The 18,303-nt window shown below is 69.0% G+C and carries 16 protein-coding genes; 5 read left to right on the top strand and 11 right to left on the bottom strand.

Annotated elements, in window-relative coordinates; all coding sequences use genetic code 11:
• A partial coding sequence (locus PMI01_RS07390; RefSeq protein ID WP_007666280.1) for an adenylosuccinate synthetase occupies positions 1 to 388 on the top strand: 388 nt, incomplete at its 5' end.
• A gap of 134 nt (positions 389 to 522) precedes the next feature.
• Entirely contained in the window at positions 523 to 3,513 is a 2,991-nt protein-coding gene (locus PMI01_RS07385) for a VIT domain-containing protein (RefSeq protein WP_007666279.1), read from the top strand.
• 16 nt (positions 3,514 to 3,529) lie between these two features.
• On the opposite strand, the gene PMI01_RS07380 is transcribed toward PMI01_RS07385, so the two are convergent.
• Both PMI01_RS07380 and PMI01_RS07375 read right to left on the bottom strand, forming a co-directional pair.
• Positions 3,530 to 4,558 (bottom strand): MBL fold metallo-hydrolase, encoded by a 1,029-nt coding sequence (locus PMI01_RS07380; protein WP_007666277.1) that lies wholly within the window; start codon positions 4,556 to 4,558, stop codon positions 3,530 to 3,532.
• 59 nt (positions 4,559 to 4,617) lie between these two features.
• A complete protein-coding gene (locus tag PMI01_RS07375) occupies positions 4,618 to 5,280 on the bottom strand; it encodes a peroxiredoxin (protein WP_007666276.1) in 663 nt (220 codons plus the stop codon).
• 265 nt (positions 5,281 to 5,545) lie between these two features.
• Here PMI01_RS07375 and PMI01_RS07370 point away from each other — a divergent pair, with 265 nt between their 5' ends.
• Positions 5,546 to 6,688: a hypothetical protein gene (locus PMI01_RS07370; protein ID WP_007666275.1), complete on the top strand. Its 1,143-nt coding sequence runs from the start codon at positions 5,546 to 5,548 to the stop codon at positions 6,686 to 6,688.
• A gap of 351 nt (positions 6,689 to 7,039) precedes the next feature.
• Positions 7,040 to 7,840 carry a response regulator gene (locus PMI01_RS07365; RefSeq protein WP_007666274.1) on the top strand — a complete coding sequence of 267 codons (801 nt, stop codon included), beginning with the start codon at positions 7,040 to 7,042 and terminating at the stop codon, positions 7,838 to 7,840.
• A gap of 211 nt (positions 7,841 to 8,051) precedes the next feature.
• Here the strand turns inward: PMI01_RS07365 and PMI01_RS07360 are convergent, their stop codons facing one another.
• The 3 genes from PMI01_RS07360 to rpoH form a co-directional block, all read right to left on the bottom strand.
• Entirely contained in the window at positions 8,052 to 10,349 is a 2,298-nt protein-coding gene (locus tag PMI01_RS07360; protein ID WP_007666273.1) for a TonB-dependent receptor plug domain-containing protein, read from the bottom strand.
• Between the two features lie 238 nt (positions 10,350 to 10,587).
• Positions 10,588 to 11,289, bottom strand: a complete 702-nt coding sequence (locus PMI01_RS07355) for an alpha/beta fold hydrolase (protein ID WP_007666270.1) — start codon at positions 11,287 to 11,289, stop codon at positions 10,588 to 10,590.
• A gap of 58 nt (positions 11,290 to 11,347) precedes the next feature.
• A complete protein-coding gene (gene rpoH / locus PMI01_RS07350) occupies positions 11,348 to 12,235 on the bottom strand; it encodes an RNA polymerase sigma factor RpoH (protein ID WP_007666268.1) in 888 nt (295 codons plus the stop codon).
• Positions 12,236 to 12,606: 371 nt separating this feature from the next.
• Between rpoH and PMI01_RS07345 the strand changes: the two genes are divergently transcribed.
• Positions 12,607 to 12,963, top strand: a complete 357-nt coding sequence (locus PMI01_RS07345) for a phage holin family protein (protein ID WP_007666266.1) — start codon at positions 12,607 to 12,609, stop codon at positions 12,961 to 12,963.
• Here the strand turns inward: PMI01_RS07345 and PMI01_RS07340 are convergent.
• The 6 genes from PMI01_RS07340 to pgeF form a co-directional block, all read right to left on the bottom strand.
• Positions 12,960 to 13,697, bottom strand: coding sequence for a tetratricopeptide repeat protein (locus tag PMI01_RS07340; protein WP_007666263.1), 738 nt, complete (start codon positions 13,695 to 13,697; stop codon positions 12,960 to 12,962). The genes PMI01_RS07345 and PMI01_RS07340 overlap by 4 nt on opposite strands.
• A gap of 66 nt (positions 13,698 to 13,763) precedes the next feature.
• Positions 13,764 to 14,384: an aminoacyl-tRNA hydrolase gene (pth, locus tag PMI01_RS07335; RefSeq protein WP_007666260.1), complete on the bottom strand. Its 621-nt coding sequence runs from the start codon at positions 14,382 to 14,384 to the stop codon at positions 13,764 to 13,766.
• Between the two features lie 96 nt (positions 14,385 to 14,480).
• On the bottom strand, positions 14,481 to 15,080 hold the full coding sequence (locus tag PMI01_RS07330) for a 50S ribosomal protein L25/general stress protein Ctc (RefSeq protein ID WP_007666257.1): 600 nt from the start codon (positions 15,078 to 15,080) through the stop codon (positions 14,481 to 14,483).
• Between the two features lie 178 nt (positions 15,081 to 15,258).
• Positions 15,259 to 16,335 (bottom strand): hypothetical protein, encoded by a 1,077-nt coding sequence (locus tag PMI01_RS07325; protein WP_007666254.1) that lies wholly within the window; start codon positions 16,333 to 16,335, stop codon positions 15,259 to 15,261.
• Between the two features lie 135 nt (positions 16,336 to 16,470).
• Entirely contained in the window at positions 16,471 to 17,409 is a 939-nt protein-coding gene (locus tag PMI01_RS07320; RefSeq protein ID WP_007666251.1) for a ribose-phosphate pyrophosphokinase, read from the bottom strand.
• A gap of 101 nt (positions 17,410 to 17,510) precedes the next feature.
• Positions 17,511 to 18,302 (bottom strand): peptidoglycan editing factor PgeF, encoded by a 792-nt coding sequence (pgeF, locus tag PMI01_RS07315; protein WP_007666248.1) that lies wholly within the window; start codon positions 18,300 to 18,302, stop codon positions 17,511 to 17,513.
• Position 18,303: the final 1 nt, after the last annotated feature.

The raw sequence follows: 18,303 nt of genomic DNA, 5'->3' as shown, positions 1-18,303 counted from the left end.
CCGGCCCCGCCGCTGCGGCTGGTTCGACGCGGTGCTGGTGCGCCAGTCGGTGGCCATCAACGGCATCCACGGCGTGGCCCTGACCAAGCTGGACGTGCTGGACGGCCTGAAGACCCTGAAGATCTGCGTCGGCTACCGCATCGGCGACAAGGTCGTCGACTACCTGCCGGCCGGCATGCGCGACCAGAAGGCCGCCCAGCCGATCTACGAGGAGATGGACGGCTGGAGCGAAAGCACCGCCGGCGCCCGCTCGTTCAAGGACCTCAACGCCAACGCCGTGAAATATGTGCGCCGGGTCGAGGAACTGATCGGCGCCCCGGTGGCCCTGCTGTCGACCAGCCCCGAGCGCGACGACACCATCCTGATGCGCGACCCGTTCCAGGGGTAGGGCGCCCGGCGGGCGGGGGATGCTGGTCGTCCCTCGCCACGCGCCGCCATCATTCCCGCCCCTATTGGCGAGAGCCCCTGTTCACGTCTGTAATTTCCGCCTAGGCTTCCCGTTGCAAGGGGAGGCGTCGTGTCATGAAGGTTGTCTTGCTCGGGGTCGCCCTGGCCCTGCTGAGCGGCGGGGCGTCGTGGGCGGCCGAAGCGGCCAATCCGGTGTTGATCGCTCGGCCGCGCGGCGTCGTGACGGTGGGGGCGGAGCAGGGCCGGGCCCTGCGGATCGCCCGCCTCGACGTCAAGACGACCCTGTCCGGCGGCCTGGCCCAGACCGTGATCGAGGCGCGCTTCGACAACCCCACGAAGGACGCCATGGAAGGCGACTTCACCCTGGCCCTGCCCGCCGGGGCGGTGATCAACGGCTACGCCCTGGACGTCGGCGGGCGGATGGTCGACGGGGTGCTGACCGGCAAGCGCCAGGCGCGGCTGGTCTACGAGAACCGCGTGCGGGCCGGGGTCGATCCGGGCCTGGCCGAGGTGACGGCCGACAACAGCTTCCATACCCAGATCTATCCGATCCTGCCCGGCCAAGGGCGCGCCATTCGCCTGAGCTATGTCAGCCCCCTGGCCGCCGACGGAAGCTTCGTCCTGCCGCTCGCCTCCGAGGCGGCGGTGGGTGAGTTCAGGATGGCCGTGACCGTGCTGGGCGCCGTCGCCCCGCCGTCCGTGACGGCGCCCTCGGACCTCAAGCTGGTCTGGGCCCAGGACGCCGGCGGCCTGACGGCGTCGATCGCGACCAAGGAGATCGCATTGTCCGGGGGGCTTGGGGTCGGGCCCTGGCGCGCCGTCGCGCCGCTGGAGCTCAGCCGCCACGCCAATGGCGAGCGGTTCTTCGATCTGCGGCTGCCGTTCGACGCCCAGGCCGCCACCGTGCGCCGCCTGCGCCTGTACTGGGACCGCTCGCGCTCGCGCTCGGACGACGACCTGAAGACCGAGATCGCCGTGCTGCGCCGCTATGTCGAGGCCGCGCGGCCGCAGGCGGTCGAACTGGTGACCTTCGCCGACGACAGTCCCCGCGCCGTCGTGCTGTCGGCCCCGACCGGCGAAGCCGTCGAGGCGGCGCTGAAGGCGGTGACCTATGGCGGGGCCAGCTCGCTGAAGGGGCTGTTCGCGGCCGGGAACGGCCAGGCCGACACCTGCATCCTGGTGTCCGACGGCCGCATGACCGTGGACAGCTGGATCGCCCAGCCGCCGCCCTGCCGGACCCTGACGCTCTCCAGCGCCAAGGACGCCGACCGCAACTTCCTGTCGGTGCTGGCCGAGCGCGGCGGCGGGCGGCATGTCGATCTTTCGGCGCTCGATCCCGAGGCCGCCCTGGCGCGCCTGACCTCGGCCGGACCGCCGCTGTTCACCCTGGCCGCCGATGACGGCCAGGCGGTGGAGCATCGCCTGGTCGCCGGTCCCAGCGGTCGCTGGTGGATCATCGGCAAGACCCCGGCGGCCCGCGCCCTGGTGTTCGCCGGTCCCGACGGCGCGCGTCGCACCCTGGCCCTGGACGGACCGGTCCGCGCCTTCGACGGGGTCGGCGCCCTGTGGGGCCGCGACGCGGTGGCCGGCTTGCTGGCCACCGACCGTCCCGACGGCGACGAGGCCCTGGCCCTGGCGCGTCGCTACAACATCGCCACCGAGGAGGCGAGTTTCGTGGTGCTGGAAAACGCCCACGACTATGTCGAGGCCGGGGTCGCGCCGCCGTCCTCGGCCGGCGAGGCCATGGGCGACGACTACCGCCGGGCGGTGATCGCCAGGAAGGCCGAGGAGGCCGAGGATCGGGCCGAACGTCTCGGCAGGATCGTCGAGGCCTGGACCGCGCAGAAGGCGTGGTGGGCGCAGGTCCGCCAGCCGAAGAAGGCGGTGAAGCCGGGGCGGGGCGGCCCGGCGGCGTTCGCCATTCCGGCTCCAGCTCCGCCTCCGCCGCCGGCTCCGCTCGCCATGGCCCCCAGCGAGGACCGGGAGAGGACCGCGCCGCCAGCCAACGCGCCTGCTCCGGAGATGGGCTATGTCGGCGGCGGTGAAGGGCTCGAAGAGGTGGTGGTCACGGCCGAACGGACCAGAAGCGGCCACAGCCAGGCCGTGCCGGTGGCCCCGGCCGTGATCGGCGCCGCGCCCGAGGACGACGGCCGCATCGCGGTGGAGGCCGCCGCGTGGAATCCCGACCGGCCCTATCTGAAGGCCTTGGCCACCACGTCGGGCGAGGCCTGGCGCGCGCGCTACGTCGAACTGGAGAAGACCTACGGCGACGCCCCGGCCTTCTATTTCGACGTCGCCGAATGGCTGTTCCGGTCCGGTCGCAAGGCCGAGGCGGCCCAGGTCGTGGTCAGCGCCCTCGACGTGCCGGGGGCCAACGGCAAGACCATGATCATCGTCGCCGACCGGTTGCAGGCCTATGGCGCCCTGGACCGGGCGGTGTGGCTGCGCGAGCGGGTCCTGTTCCTGGAGCCCGACCGGCCGCAGCCGCGCCGCGACCTGGCCCTGGCCCTGGTCGCGCGGGGCGACGGCGAGACCGGCGAGGCCCGCGAGGCCGACTACCGCCGGGCGCTCGACCTGCTGAACATGATCGTCACCCGTCCCTGGAGCGGCGACTATGACGGGATCGAACTGATCGCCCTGATGGAGGCCAACAACCTGGTCGCCCGGATGAAGGCCGTGGGTCTCGGCCAGGAGGTGCTGGATCCACGCCTGGTCGCCCTGCTCGACGTCGACATCCGCGCGGTGCTGGAGTGGAACACCGACAAGACCGACATGGACCTGTGGGTCGACGAGCCGACCGGCGAGCAGGCGATCTACAGCAACCCCGCCACCGCCATCGGCGGGCGACTGTCCAACGACATGACCCGAGGCTTCGGGCCCGAGGAGTACCTGCTGCGCCGCGCGCCGAACGGCGAGTATGTGCTGCGGGTCAATGTCTATGCCGGCGACGTCCTGGACCCCAACGGCCCGAGCACCGTGCGGGTGCGCCTGTTCCGCGACTGGGGCCGTCGGAACGAAAAGCAGGAGACCTTCACCATCGAGCTGAAGAAGGGCGACGACGGCGCGATGAAGGTGGGGCGGTTCGCGATCGGACGGAGCCAATAGCCAGGCCGCGGCCCGTTCAATAGTCCAGGGGATAGCCGCCTTCCCGCCAGGTCTTCATGCCGCCGTCCAGGGCGGTGGCGCGCATGAAGCCGAGGCTGCGAAGGGTGGCCGCGGCCAGCATCGAGATCTTGCCGAATTCGCAGCAGGTCACGATACGCAAGGTCGGATCGGGGATTTCCTCGTTCACCCGCAGTTCGAGCTGTCCGCGCGGCAGGTGGCGGGCCCCCGGGATGTGGCCGGACTTGAAGGCGCTCTCCTCGCGAACGTCCAGGACCAGCAGGTCGTTGGGCCGGTCGCCAAGCCGTCGGTGCAACGCCTCCAGCCCGATGTGGGGCACCTCGGCCGAGGCCTCGGCCAGCAGCTGGCATACCGTCTTGCCGCCGGTCATGTTGGTGCGCAGCGCCTCGGTCATGTGGGTGGGCGCGGCGAGGCTCAGCTCGCGCATCATCTGGGTGAACTCGCCACGCTCGCGCTTCTGCAGCCTCGGATTGTCGGCGATCTCGGCGCCCAGGGTGGAGTGCGACCGACCCTTGTAGTCGTGCGCGGGGTAGACCAGCAGCGCCGGGTCGAGCGTGAGCAGCTTGCCGAACAGGCTGTCGTACAGCTGGTCCGGATCGCCGGTCGGCAGGTCCGTCCGGCCGGCGCCGCCGATCAGCAGGGTGTCGCCGGTGAACACGCGATCCTCGACGACCAGGCACATGGAATCGCCTGTGTGTCCCGGCGTGTGGAGCGCCCGGATGCGCAGGTTCCCGACGATCAGCACGTCGTCGTCGTCGAGGCGCAGGCCGACATGGGGCGCCGGACTGGCGTGATGCATGACCGTGGGCGCGCCGAGCATCTCGCCCATCTGCTTGGCGGCCGAGAAATGGTCCGCGTGGGTATGGGTGTCGATGACGTAGCGGACCCGCAGGCCGTGCTTGGCGGCCAGGGCCCGGTAGCGATCGATCTGGCTGATCTCGGGATCGATCAGTACGGCGCTGAGCGTGTCCGGGCATCCCACCAGATAGGATTGGCAACCGCCCGTGGTCACTTGTTCGAACAGCATCGCAGGCTCCTCCCATTCGGGTCCGAAGACACGGTCGGCGCGCCGCCGCCCTCCCGCCGTCAGCCCTGCGGCTGGGCGACGACCCTGAGGTAGGGCTTCAGGGTCTTCCAGCCGTCCGGATACTTCTGCCGGGCCTGCTCGTCGGTGACGGACGTCGGGATGATGACGTCCTGGCCGGGGCGCCAGTTCACCGGCGTGGCCACGGCGTGCCGGGCGGTGAGCTGGCAGGAATCCAGCAGCCGCAGAACCTCGTCGAAGTTACGCCCCGAGGTCATCGGATAGATCAGCATCGCCTTGATCTTCTTGTCCGGGCCGATGACGAACACCGCGCGGACGGTGGCGTTGTCGGCCGCCGTGCGGCCTTCGGACGTTTCGCCGGCCCCCTCCGGCAGCATGTCGTACAGCCTGGCGACCTTCAGGTCCGTGTCGCCGATCATCGGATAGTTGACCGCGTGACCCTGGGTTTCCTCGATGTCCGCCGCCCAGCGCGCATGGTCGTCCACCGGGTCGACGCTGAGGCCGATGATCTTGGCGCCGCGCCTGTCGAACTCCGGCTTCAGCCCCGCCATGTAGCCGAGCTCGGTGGTGCAGACCGGGGTGAAGTCCTTGGGGTGGGAAAACAGGACGGCCCAGCCGTCGCCGATCCAGTCATGGAAGCTGATCATGCCCTGGGTGGTTTGCGCCATGAAATTCGGCGCCTCGGAATTGATCCTCAAGGACATCGCCCTGTCTCCGTTCCAGATGGACTGCGCGCGATTGGAGCGTGCGCGTCGCCCTGGCCGGCCGGTCAGCGGCGAGTGTCACGCGGGACTAGGCTAAGCGCTTGGGCGGCCGTGCGAAATACCCACTCTTGGGGCCACGCGGGAGACGTTTTGGACGCCTGCTCCACCTTGGACTGCGCTCGCCGATCGGGCCCTCCGGCACGGTTAGCGTTTGTTTAGCGTGGCCACGCTACAAACCCTTCGCCACGAGGGGGATCGCAGGGACTTGTCAGCGCGCCGTAAGTTGAAGTCCGTCCACAAGTCGGACCGCCTGACGCGCAGCCTGCGGGCGCTGGAGCGTACGGCCTCGACCAGCCGGGTGCTGAACCTGCTGGCCATCCAGGCCCAGAGCGGCCACCGGCCCGAGCACGGCGAGGCGCCGCTGTTCCGCAACCGGGTCCTCAACTCCGCCCTGGTGGTCAAGCACCGGCTGCGGGCCGACGACATCTTCCTGTTCGACGAGATCCGGCCCACCGCCACCAAGATCATCATCCCGTTCGAGCGCAGCGACCTGGCCCTGGGCGGCCAGTCGTTCTTCGTCGGCCAGCGCGGCTGGGTCGACCTGCTGCGCGAGGCCTGCAACGAAAACAGCGACATGGGGCGCGACCTGGCGACCTTGCGGCTGATCGACCAGCTGCCGTCGCTGGATCCGTTCCTGTTGCGCGAGCACCTGCGCCGCCATGGGCTGATGGCGGCGCCCTGCTACTTCGCGCTGTCGGGCGCGGACCTGGAACAGATGCACAGTTTCGTGTCGGTGCAGATTGCGCGCCTGATCGACCTGGCCTTCCAGGAAACCGGCCGGATCGTGCCCGGCGCCTATGCCGCCCGCCTGGTCGAGGCCCTGCTGTCGACCGACGTCGACGGGCGCCTGGAGCCGCTGCGAGAGACCCTGGTCATGGACGGCGAGAGCTTCAAGGAAGGCGTCTTCAGCTGGAAGGGCTTCCTCTATTACAAGTGGATGCTGACCCGGCTGTGGTCGGAGCTGGACGCGGTGGGCGGCGAGATCGCCCGGCTGACGATCACCGGCAATCGCGACGTCGAGACCGCCCGCTATGTCGAGGAGATCCGCAAGCGGCTGCGGCGCGGCATCGTCATCGAGCGCACGGCGATCCTGCGCTCACTGGACATCTACGACCGGGCCTTCGAGGACCTGATCGAGAACAGCCGGCCCCAGGCGTTCCGCGCCTTCCTGCTGCGCGCGCCCGAGATGTTCCTGTCGCTGGGCGAGAAGGTCGGGGTGATCGCCCACATCGCCAGCTTCTGGCGCTATCGCTTCCCGCTGGGCCAGCCGCTGGTCGCCGACATCGGCGAGGCGGTCGACATCCTGCAGGACTTCGACGCCGGCCTGAGCGTCAGCCTGGCGGTGTAGGGCTGTGGGCAGTTGGCCCGATGGAGCGATTACACGTCCGCGGACAGTCTGGCGCCCAAGCCCATCCACAGTCGTCATCCCCCGACTTGTTCGGGGGACCCAAGCAGAGTCCGACGCTATGTCCACCGCCGCTTGGGTCACCCGCATAAAGCGGGTGATGACGGAATTTTTGAGTTGAAGAAGCGCTCCCAGCGCTTGGGGCAGCCAATCGTCCACGGCGATCCAGGGGCCGGTTTCGCCCCTGCGACGCCATGACCCGACGATAATCTGTCGCGGCCGCGCGCCATCAAGTGGATTTTTACGATCGTCCCCCTAATGTGACGGCCGGTTACAGTTGGAGTCCCCGGTCCCGTGTTCGACGGCAATATTCGCACCTTGCAGCGTGTGGCGGCGAAGATGCAGCGCGTGCTGGTCGTCGATCCGAACACTGCGGCCGTGCGCCTGCTGGCCGACCAACTGCGCCACGTGGGCAACGTCCAGATCTTCCACGCTGCGTCGATCGAGGCCGGCTGGTCGATGGCCCGGACCGTCGATCCGCTGCTGATCTTCGTCGAGCACGCCTCCCACGGCTGCGACGGCCTGGCCCTGGCCCGCAAGATCCGCCGCAGCGACCTGGCCTGCCGCGAGAACCCGATCGTCATGTGCACCGCCGAGGCCACCGCCGAGGCGATCTTCGGGGCGCGCGACGCCGGCATTCACGAGTTCATGCGCAAGCCGTTCACGATCAAGGACCTGGAGCGGCGGCTGGAGGCGGTGACGCTGAAGCCGCGCGACTGGGTCGAAGCGGTGCAGTATGTCGGCCCCGACCGGCGACGGTTCAACTCGGCCGAATACAAGGGCCCGCGCAAGCGCAAGGCCGACGGGGCCGGCACGCCCGCCGCCCGCCTTTCCCAGGCCCTGCGCATCGTCAAGTCGGCGGCCACGGCGCTCGACACCGACCCCAACCAGGCCCGCCGGGCCCTGGCCGCCCAGGCGGTCGAACTCAAGAAGGTCGGGGTGCTGGTCAACGAACCGCGCCTGGTCCAGGCCGCCGAGGCTCTGGAAGCCTGCACGGCCGGCCCCACCGCCGAGACCCTGGGCCGCCAGGAACTGGTCAAGCGCATCGACTCGCTGATGGTGTTCATGGCCGAGGACACGGGGCGGGTGGCGTAGGGTTCGAGCTTTCTACCCGCACTCACCGTTGTCATCCCGGACAAGGCCCGCAGGGCCGCCGATCCGGGACCGCCGGAAGCGCCGAGTTCACGCGTCGGTCCCGGATCTTCGCGCTGCGCGCTCGTCCGGGATGACAGCCTTCTTGGCTCTGGATGTTGAAAGGGCGGCGTTCTCGCGAACGCCGCCCTTTCGCGTTTCCGTCGCCGTCGCCCTAGAAGGCCAGGCGGGCGATCAGCTGGTAGACCGGGCCGGCCTCTTCCTGCTCCAGCTCGTATTCGGCGTACTTGCGCGCCCGCTGGTCGGCCGTGCTGTCGAACTTGTCGAAGGTTTCCTTCTTCTTGGCGTTCAGCAGGTTCGATCCCGTCAGGCGCAGGGTGAAGCGGTCGCCGATGCGCTTTTCCACGAAGATCTCGAGGTCGGCGCCGTAGGTGGTGGTGACCTCCTCGCCGATCAGGCGGCCATAGGCCTCGCCCTGCTTGCGGTAGCTGGCCCCGAAGGCGCCGCCCACCTCGGGAAGGTCCTGGATGAAGCCGACGTTCAGCACGTATTTCGACTGGTCGTTGAACCGGCGGCTACCGAAGGTGTCGTCGATGTCGCTGTCGAGCCACGAGTAGTTGAAGAACACGCCGGTGTTCTCCAGGCCGATCACCGTCAGCGGGGTCGAGAGGTCGAACTCCACGCCCCAGACGCCGCCGTCGCCGACGTTGCGCGGCTGCAGGACCTGGGCCGGAGCGCCGGCCGAGGGGACCAGGTTGGTGCTGGCCAGCTCGATCAGGTCGGTGACGTCGCGATAGAAGACGTTGACCCCGGCCACGCCGCGCGCGCCCAGGCGGCGCTCATAGCCGACGTCCAGGCCCCAGGCCTTTTCCGGCTTGAGGTCGGGATTGCCGACGAAATCGTTGTCGCCGTATTCCTCGTTCAGTCGGGCCGGCGACAGCTGGTCGAAGCCGGGGCGACGCACGGTGCGGGCCACCGAGGCGCTGATCCGGTCGCTGGACGACAGGCTCCAGCGCAGGTGGGCCGACGGCAGCAGGACGGCGTAGTCGGTGTCGCTGTCGCGGTCGGCGGCGGCGACACTGGGGCTGCGATCCTCGATGCTGACGTCGGTGGTCTCATAGCGCAGGCCCGCCTCCCACTTGAGGGGACCCGACTTGCCCGACAGCATCGCATAGGGGTCGATGCGGGTTTCCTCGACGGTGTTCAGGCCGCCCTCGACCGGGACGAACGGGTTGTTCGGATTGACCGCGCCGATGTTGAAGCGGTTGCGGACCGAGGTGATCGAGGTGTCGCGGTCCTTCTTCTGGTACTGGACGCCCAGTTCCAGCTTGGCGGCGCCCAGGTCGCGCTGGTGCTCGATCGCGGCCGAGGTCTCGTTGTCCTCGATGTCGGTGATCGTACGGTCCAGGGTGTTGCGCGGCTTGGCCCGGTTGTAGTCGGTGTCGTCCTCGCGGTCGAAATCCGACTCGGTGAAGCGGGCGTAGCCGAGCTTGAACTTGGTCAGGCCGCCGAACATCTCGTGCGCGTACTTGCCTGACAGCGTGGTGTTTTCCTGCTCGATGTCGACGATCTGGGCGTTGACGGTCAGCAGGTTGCCGCCCGTGGTCTTGCCGAACACGATCGGGGCCGGATTGCCGCCGGTGGCGGTGTTGTATTCCAGCGAGCGTTCGTCCTGGGTGCGGTCGGTCTTGACGTAGAAGGCGCTCAGGTCGAGGTCGCCGCCGGCCAGCGGGGTCTTGTAGCTGGCGTTGAACGAATAGTCGGTGCCGTCGCGCAGGTCGGTCTGGTCTTCGCGGTTGACGAAGTTGGCCGCGCCGGCCGGCGGCTGGGTGTAGCGCAGGCTGGTCTTTTCCTTGGGGTTGCGCCGACCCTGCAGGTTGGCGCCCAGCAGCAGGCGGCCGGGGCCGACCTGGCCGCCCCACACGCCGCCCAGGGTTTCGCGGATGCGGCCGTCGTTGAACGACAGCGCGCCGGCCCGGACGAAGCCGCCGTTCAGGGAGTAGGCGTCACGCAGGACGATGTTCAGAGCCCCGGCCACGGCGTCGCCGCTGCGGTTGGCCGAGGCGCTGCGCACCACCTCGATGCGTTCGATCAGCTCGGCCGGGATGCGGTCGACGAAGAACGAGCGGTCGACGCTCGATCCCGGCACCTTCTCGCCGTTGATCAGGATCTGGGTGTAGCCGGGGTCGAGGCCGCGCAGGCGCACGCCGTCCGATTCCAGCACGTCCGACAGGAAGGCCACGCTGGGCACGCGCTTGAGGGCGTCGCCGGCGGTCAGCGGCTCGAAGCGCTGGAAGTAGTCCAGGCCGTAGTCGAGGACCGGCGCGGCGCCTTCCGTGCGGTTGCGGTAGGCGATCTGGGCCTGGACGACGACCTCGGAGGCCGTGACCGGCGCTTCGGCGGCGGTGGCGATCGGCGCATCGACCTCGGCGGCCCAGACGCCGGCCGGGGCCGCGACGGCCAGGGCCAGGGGCGCGAACGCCGCCAGGGCGAACAGAGCGGTCTTCTTCATCGGAACATCCCCCAGGCGGGCGTCCCGGATTCGGGATCGACCGCACGTTGTCATCACGGGGAGGGGCATAGTTTCGCCGCAATCCGGCGACCAGTGATGTTTCGCTGACAGTTTTGTGGCGGTTTTGCTGCCCGGGGCGGAAGAACCGTGCGTGAATCGTCAGTGTGGCGGCGTCTCGGTTCAGCGGCCGCGCCAGCCGGGATGACACGGGTAGGGGACTCCAAACGCGTTCGAACCCTTAGCGCGCCAGCCACCGGCGCAGGGCCTGGTTGACCGCCTCGGGGGCCTCCATCGGCGTCATGTGGCCGGCCCCGGGGATGACCAGCAGGTGCGTGCAGCCGATCGCCCGGGCCATCTCGCGATGGCCCTCGACCGGGGTGATGGCGTCGTTCTCGCCGCAGATGATCTGGATCGGCTTGTTCAGCGCCCGCAGCGCCGCTGCGCCGTCGAAGCGCTCCAGGGCGTTCTGGCGCAGGAAGACCTCGCGGCCCAGGCGCTGGGTCATGGCCTGGATGCGGCTGGTCAGGTCTTCGTCGTCGAGCCGCGAAGGGTCGATGTAGCTGGCCAGGATGCGCTCGGTGATCCCCAGGAACTGGCCCGGGCGCTGGGCCGCCGCGTTCAGGGCCCGCCGCTGGGCGGCGCGCTCGGGGGTGTCGGCGCGGATGGAGGTGTCGAGCAGGGCCAGGCGTTCGATGCGCTCGGGCGCCTGGCGGGCGATCTCCTGGGCGACATAGCCGCCCATCGAGAAGCCGGCCAGGGCGAAGGTCGGCTCGGCCCTCGCCAGCACCGACTCCGCCAGTTCGGCCAGGGTCGCGCCCTGGGTGAGATCGGCCACCGCGCAGCGGGCGACGTCGGCCAGGCCCGCGATCTGGTCGCGCCAAAGCTCGGCATCGTTCAGGAGGCCGGGCAGGAGGATCAGTTGAGGGCGGGGATCGGTCATCGAAAAACGCCCCGGACCTTGCGATCCGGGGCGCTCCAGTCGTTCAGATCCAAGCGGTTTACGCTTCGACCATGTTCTTGGCGATGGCGGCTTCGCGCATCGACTTCTGCAGCTTCTCGAACGCCCGGACCTCGATCTGGCGCACCCGCTCGCGGCTGACGCCGTATTCGGTGGCCAGGTCTTCCAGGGTGGTCGGGTCGTCCTTCAGGCGCCGCTCGGTGAGGATGTGGCGCTCACGGTCGGTGAGTTCGACCATGGCCTCCTCGAGCAGGCCCATGCGCATGGACTTTTCCTGGCTCTCGGCGACCGCGGTCTCCTGGCTGACCTGGTTGTCGTCGGCCAGCCAGTCCTGCCACTCGCTCTCGCTGTCCGAACGCAGCGGGGCGTTCAGCGAGGCGTCGGGGCCCGACAGGCGGCGGTTCATCGAGATGACCTCGCTGTCCAGCACGCCCAGCTTGGTGGCGATGTAGTCGACCTGGTCGGGGCGCAGGTCGCCGTCCTGGAAGGCGGCGATCTGGCTCTTGGCCTTGCGCAGGTTGAAGAACAGCTTCTTCTGCGCGGCCGTCGTGCCCATCTTCACCAGCGACCACGAGCGCAGGATGTATTCCTGGATCGAGGCGCGGATCCACCACATGGCGTAGGTGGCCAGGCGGAAGCCCTTGTCGGGCTCGAACTTCTTGACGGCCTGCATCAGGCCGACATTGCCCTCGGAGATCACCTCGCCGATCGGCAGGCCGTAGCCGCGATAGCCCATGGCGATCTTGGCCACCAGGCGCAGATGGCTCGTCACCATCTTGTGGGCGGCTTCGCTGTCCTGATGCTCTTTCCAACGCTGGGCGAGCATGAACTCCTCGTCCTTGGGCAGCATCGGGAACTTGCGGATTTCGGTGAGGTAACGCGACAGGCCGCCATCCGGCGACATCACCGATAGTGAATTCACGGCCATAGAAAACTATCCCCTTGGTACGGACCCGCACGCGGACCGCGCGCCACCATCCCCATCTACAATGGGTCAGATAGGAACGCGTTGCGGCGAAGGTAAGGTCGATAACGCATTTGTAATGTCCGACACCCGGACTCGGGTATTGGACCTTCCGAAAGTGAGAATGAACGTTCATTCTCACTTTTTCAAGGCCAAAATTCTATGGAGGCCGTCAGAGCTGCTGGGGCGCGCCTTACGTTCGGGAAACCGCCCCTCGGCCGCGCGGAATCCGCGACGCGCAGCGCGCCGTTCCGGCCGGTCGAAAACGGAGGCCTTGCCCGCGTCCGCGTCGTGCTCCTCTAATGGCCGCGCTTGAAGAACCACGGAGTCGTCGCATGACGCGTTTCATCATCCGCGCCCTGATCGCGGCGCTGGGCCTCTGGCTGGCGTCCGAGATCGTGCCGGGCATCGAGGTGCGCAGCTGGGGCAGCCTGCTGGCCGCCGCCGTCCTGCTGGGGATCGTCAACGCCGTGGTCCGGCCCGTGGTCTTCCTGCTCACCCTGCCGCTGACCCTGGTGACCCTGGGGCTGTTCCTGCTGGTGGTGAACGCCGCGATGCTGGGCCTGGTCGGCCTGCTGCTGAAGGGCTTCGTGGTCGATGGCCTGTGGGCCGGCATCCTCGGCTCGGTCGTGGTCGGGGTGGTCAGCTGGCTGGGCCACCTGTTCCTGGGCGACGGGCGCGAGCGGACCTAACCCATCGCCCCGGCCGCCAGGTCGCGCCAGCCCCGGGCTTCCTTGCGGAAGTGGGCGTGGGTCTTGGCCAGGCGCTTGTCGATCTCGGCCAGGGCCTCGCGGGCCTCGTCCTTGCGGCCGACCTGGGCCAGGAACACGGCGTAGCGCGCCATGCCCTCGAAGCCCGGCAGGTGGGCGGCGGCCCAGCGCAGGGCGGTGTCGGCCTCGGTCTCGCGGCCCAGGGCGTGGTAGGCGCGCCCCATGGCCAGGGCCACCTGCGGGGTGCGGGCGGCGTTGGACTGGGCGCTCAGGGTTTCCAGCAGCGGCAGGGCCTCGGCGGGGCGGTTCAGCTCGATCAGGGCGTTGGCGCGGCCCAGCAGCAATTGCGGATCGTCGGCGTACAGGCCTTGCAGCGCCTCGGCATACAGCCGCTCGGCCTCCTCGTGCCGGCCCAGGCCCGTGGCGGCCGCGGCCTGGCGCGCGCGGTTGCCCACGGTCGGGGCGTCGTCGACCGCCTGGGTCGCCTCGCGATATTCCCGTTGCGGGTCCAGCGCCTTGCGGGCCGCCTGGCCCATGCGCTGGGCCTTGCTGCCGCCCAGGAATTCCGGCGCGACGATGGCCAGCAGATAGACCAGCCCGCCCAGCGGCTGGAACGCCAGGATGATCCACAGCCAGTACATCTGCTGGTGCGTGCGGACCACGTGGACGCACAGGGCGATCGAGAAGATCAGCGAAAGGCCGATGGCGGGGAACATCGAGAACTCCAAGCTCTACCTTGGGTGTTTGTCGCGTCGGTGGGCCGGCGTCAATCGCCCGCCCCCTCAGTCGGCCTGTCGCGCGGCCTTCTTCGGATCGGCCTTGGGGGCCGGGGCCAGGCGCAGGACCTCGGCCTGGTAGCGCTCGTCGTCGCCGGCCGCCGCGAAGGGCAGGGCGTCGGCGATGGCGTCCAGCATCGGGTCCAGCCACTGGTGCTCGACCTTGTGGAAGTCGCCCAGCACGTAGTGCATCACCGCGTCCTTGTGGCCGGGGTGGCCCACCCCGATGCGGCCGCGCCGGAAGGTGTCGCCCACCTGGCTGGTGATCGAGCGCACGCCGTTGTTGCCCGCCGCCCCGCCGCCGGCCTTCATCCGGAAGCGGCCGGGGGCCATGTCGATCTCGTCGTGGAAGACGATGACGTCGGTCGGAGCCAGCTTGAAGAACTTCATCGCCTCGCCCACGGCGCGGCCGCTCTCGTTGTAGAAGGTCTTGGGCTTGAGCAGCAGCAGCTTGACCGGGCCGTCCGGCGTCGAGACCTGGCCCTCGCAGGCCAGGCCCTGGAAGCGCGAGCGCCACGGCGCCGTGCCCCATTTGCGGGCGATGGCGTCGACGGCCATGAACCCGACATTGTGCCGGTTCTTCTCGTACTTGGCTTCGGGATTGCCGAGACCGGCGAGGATCAGCATCGCATGAGACCTAGACTGAACGCCTAAACGCAAAACGGGCGGGCCGTTAAGCCCGCCCGTTTCGATAGCTCAGATCGGAAACCCGACCACCGGCCCTTAGGCTTCGGTGGTGGTGTCGCCTTCGCCCGACTGGGCGGCGGCCGAGGCCTTCAGGTTGGCGATCACGAAGTCGCGGTCCTGGGCCGGACGCACGCCTTCCGGCAGCTTCACTTCCGAGATGCGGATGGTGTCGCCGATGTCGTGGTGGGCCAGGTCGATGACCAGCTCTTCGGGGATGGCGTCGGCCGGGCAGGCCAGCTCGACGGTGTGACGGACGATCTCCAGCGAGCCGCCCTTCTTCATGCCGACCGAGATGTCGTGGTTCTTGAAGTGGACCGGAACCTGGATCTTGATCAGCTGGTGCTCGCCGACGCGGAACAGGTCGAAGTGGATCGGCTCGTCGGTGACCGGGTGGAACTGGATCGCCTTGGCGATGACCGACTGCTTGTCTTCGCCGTGCTGCAGCGTGACCAGGTGGCCGAGCAGCTTGCCGGTGTAGAGCGCCTTGCGGAATTCGTTCGACTTCACCGCGATGTTCACGGGAGCCTTTTCGCCGCCGTACAGGATGCCGGGGATCTTGCCGGCGCGGCGGGTTTCACGCGAACCGCCGGTGCCGGCGCGATCGCGAACTTCGACGTTGAGAATGATGTCGGCCATGTCTGTCTCTCTGGAGAGCCGGATGCTCTCGGAATGCGAAGCCGCCGCACAAGACTGAATTGTCCCGCCCGGTCGACGTTTTTGAGGTCGCGCTCAATACACAGAACGGCCGCCCATGGCAACGGGCGCGAATGTCGCCCCAAGAGTCACCCTCTCCCCTCCGGGAGAGGGCTTCCGATCAGCTCTTCTTCTTGGCCGAGCCCGCCTTCTTGGCGACGGGCTTCTTCTTGGTGACCGCCGGGGTCGGCTTGGGCGGGGGCGGGGGCTCGTAGGGCAGGGCGGCGCCCGAGGCCTTGATCACGCACATGCCGGTGTCGATCATGATGTGCTGGCCCAGGCAGAACACGTCTTCGTAGTGCGGCTTGGCGACGGCCAGGCACTGGTAGAGGTTCAGCTTGGCCATGTTCAGGCACATGGCGCTGGCCGGTTCGGCCATCACCGCGTCGATGGTGGCCAGGTTGTTGTCGCCGGCCGCGCCCAGGGCGGCCAGGGCGGCCACGGCCAGGCCGCGGATCACCAGGGGCTTGTAGGGCGGCGGCTCGGAACGGGGGGCGGCGGCCGGCGCGGCGTCCGGGGCGGCGACCAGCGGCGCGGAGCCGTTCCAGGCCTGCTGCAGCGCGGCCACGTCGGCGCTGTCGGCCAGGGCCGGGGTCGCCGACATGGTCTTGGCGTAGGCCAGGCGGCCGTCGCGATCGAGCACGGTGGTCTTCGACCAGGCCGAGCGCTGGACGTCGTAGGCCGCCTGCTTCACGGCCTTGCCGGCGGTGTAGACCTTCACGCCGTCGCCGTTGAGGGTGTCGATGATCCGGGCGGCGGCGGTGTCGCTGCCCTTGAAGCCGACGGCGTAGGCCGGGTCGGCGATCAGCTGGTTGATGACCTGCTGGCGCTGGGTCGGGTCGGCGGCGAAGGCGCGCACCGAGGCCACGAAGGTGGGGTCCTGCAGGGCCAGGATGGCGGCGTAGGACGTCGCGCCCGACAGGAACTGCTTGGGTTCGTAGGCGACGGCGACCTTCAGGGACGACTGGATCTGGGCGGCGTCCTGGAAGTTGGGGCTGATGGCGCCGGCCCGCTGCATGTAGCCGCGGAAGGCGCTGGCCCGCTCGACGATGGTCGAGGACAGGGTGATCGGCGGCGGGGCGGGCGGCGCGACGACCACCGGTGTCGGCGGGGGCGGGGTGCTGCAGCTGGCCAGGACCGTGGCGACGGCCACGGCCATGGCCGTCAGAGCGGCGCGCTTGCGCGTGGTGGATAGCATCCCGAAAACATCCCCAATGATATAGAGCGCCCGCCATACCATCGGCGAACGGGCGACATTGTGACAGTCAGCCCGTTAACCACATCTTGACAAGCGCCGCCTTCGAAAAGCCCCGGCGATCGCCGGGGTTCCGGCCTAGTCGAACAGCTTGGAGACCGATTCCTCGTTGGCGATCCGGCGGATGGCCTCGCCGATCAGCGGCGCGCACGAGACGTAGCGGATCTTGGGGCAGGCCTTGACCACGTCGGAGGCCTCGATCGAGTCGGTGACCACCAGCTCGGTCAGCACCGAATTGGCCACCCGCTCGGCGGCCGCGCCCGACAGCACCCCGTGGGTGACATAGGCGCTGACCGAGGTGGCGCCCTGGGCGATCAGGGCGGCGGCGGCGTTGCACAGGGTGCCGGCCGAATCGACGATGTCGTCGAACAGGATGCAGCGGCGGCCTTCGACGTCGCCGATGATGTTCATGACCTCGCTCTCGCCGGGGGCCGAGCGGCGCTTGTCGACGATGGCCAGGTCGGCGTCGTTCAGGCGCTTGGCCAGGGCCCGGGCCCGCACCACGCCGCCGACGTCGGGCGAGACGACCATCAGGTCGTCCTTGATCGTGTAGCGCTTGTGGATGTCGTCGGCGAGCAGGCGCGAGGGCAGCAGGTTGTCGGTCGGGATATCGAAGAAGCCCTGGATCTGGCCGGCGTGCAGATCCATGGTCAGCACCCGGTCGGCGCCCGAACGGGTGATCAGGTTGGCCACCAGCTTGGCCGAGATCGGCGTGCGGCCGCCGGTCTTGCGGTCCTGGCGGGCGTAGCCGAAATAGGGGAGGACGGCGGTGATCCGCTTGCCCGACGCGCGCTTCAGGGCGTCGATGCAGATCAGCAGCTCCATCAGGTTGTCGTTGGCTGGATAGCTGGTCGACTGGATGACGAAGACGTCCTCGCCGCGCACGTTTTCGTCGATGGTGACGAAAACCTCGAGGTCGGCGAACCGGCGCACCTGGGCGCGGGTCAGCGGCATGTCCAGGTACTCCGCGATGGACTGGGCCAGGGTGCGGTTCGAATTGCCGGACAGCAGCTTCATGGTTTTGTCTCGCGGAGGGGTGTCGCCGTTGCGGGGGCTTCTAGCAGTCTCGGGCGCGGGAACAAGGCTGAGTCGCGATCGATCGGGGTTATTTGGCGCGTTCATGCCTCGATCGCGATCGCCGAGAGCAGCCGTCCGTAGTCGGACTCGCCGCTCAGCACGGCGCGACGGTTGGAAAAGAACAGGTCCGGCTCGGCCCGGGTGTCGCGGCCGACCCATTCGCGCTGCTGGATTCCCGCCGTGTCCAGACGATCCAGCACGAAGGCCGGCAGGTCGAACATCCGCTTGTCGTCGGTCGCGCCCGGCGTGAAGAATCGCTTGGAGCCGGGGCAGTCGTCCTCGAAGCGGCGCAGGAACTCCAGCCCGACCTCGTAGGACTGGGGGCCGATGCAGGGGCCGACGGCGGCGACCATGCGGGACGGATCGCCGCCCAGGACGACCATCTGGTCGACGGCCGACTGCACGACGCCGTCCAGCGCCCCGCGCCAGCCCGCATGGGCGGCGGCGACGATGCGGGCCACGGGGTCGACGATCAGCACCGGGGCGCAATCGGCGTGCAGGGCCCCGCACACCACGCCCGGCGTCCTGGTGACGACGGCGTCGCCCTCCGGGCGCACGTCGCCCCACGAGCCGTCGGCGACGATGGTGATGGTCGAGTGGATCTGGAAACAGGTGTTGAGATCTTCCGGCGCGGCCCCGAACCAGGCGGCGGCGCGCGCCCGGTTCTCGGCGACGTCGGCCGGCTCGTCGCCGCTGCCGCGTCCGACGTTGAAGCTGGAATAGAGGCCGGTCGAGACCCCGCCCTGGCGCGTGAAGAACGCGTGCCGCACCCCGCCGACGGCGGCCAGCAGCGGCGACTGGACGGTGGGAAGATCGGGGGGGAGGTCTGTCATC

Origin of the sequence: Caulobacter sp. AP07 (genome assembly GCF_000281955.1) — a bacterium.
GTDB lineage: Bacteria > Pseudomonadota > Alphaproteobacteria > Caulobacterales > Caulobacteraceae > Caulobacter.
This window is presented reverse-complemented; position numbering and strand designations above follow the sequence as displayed.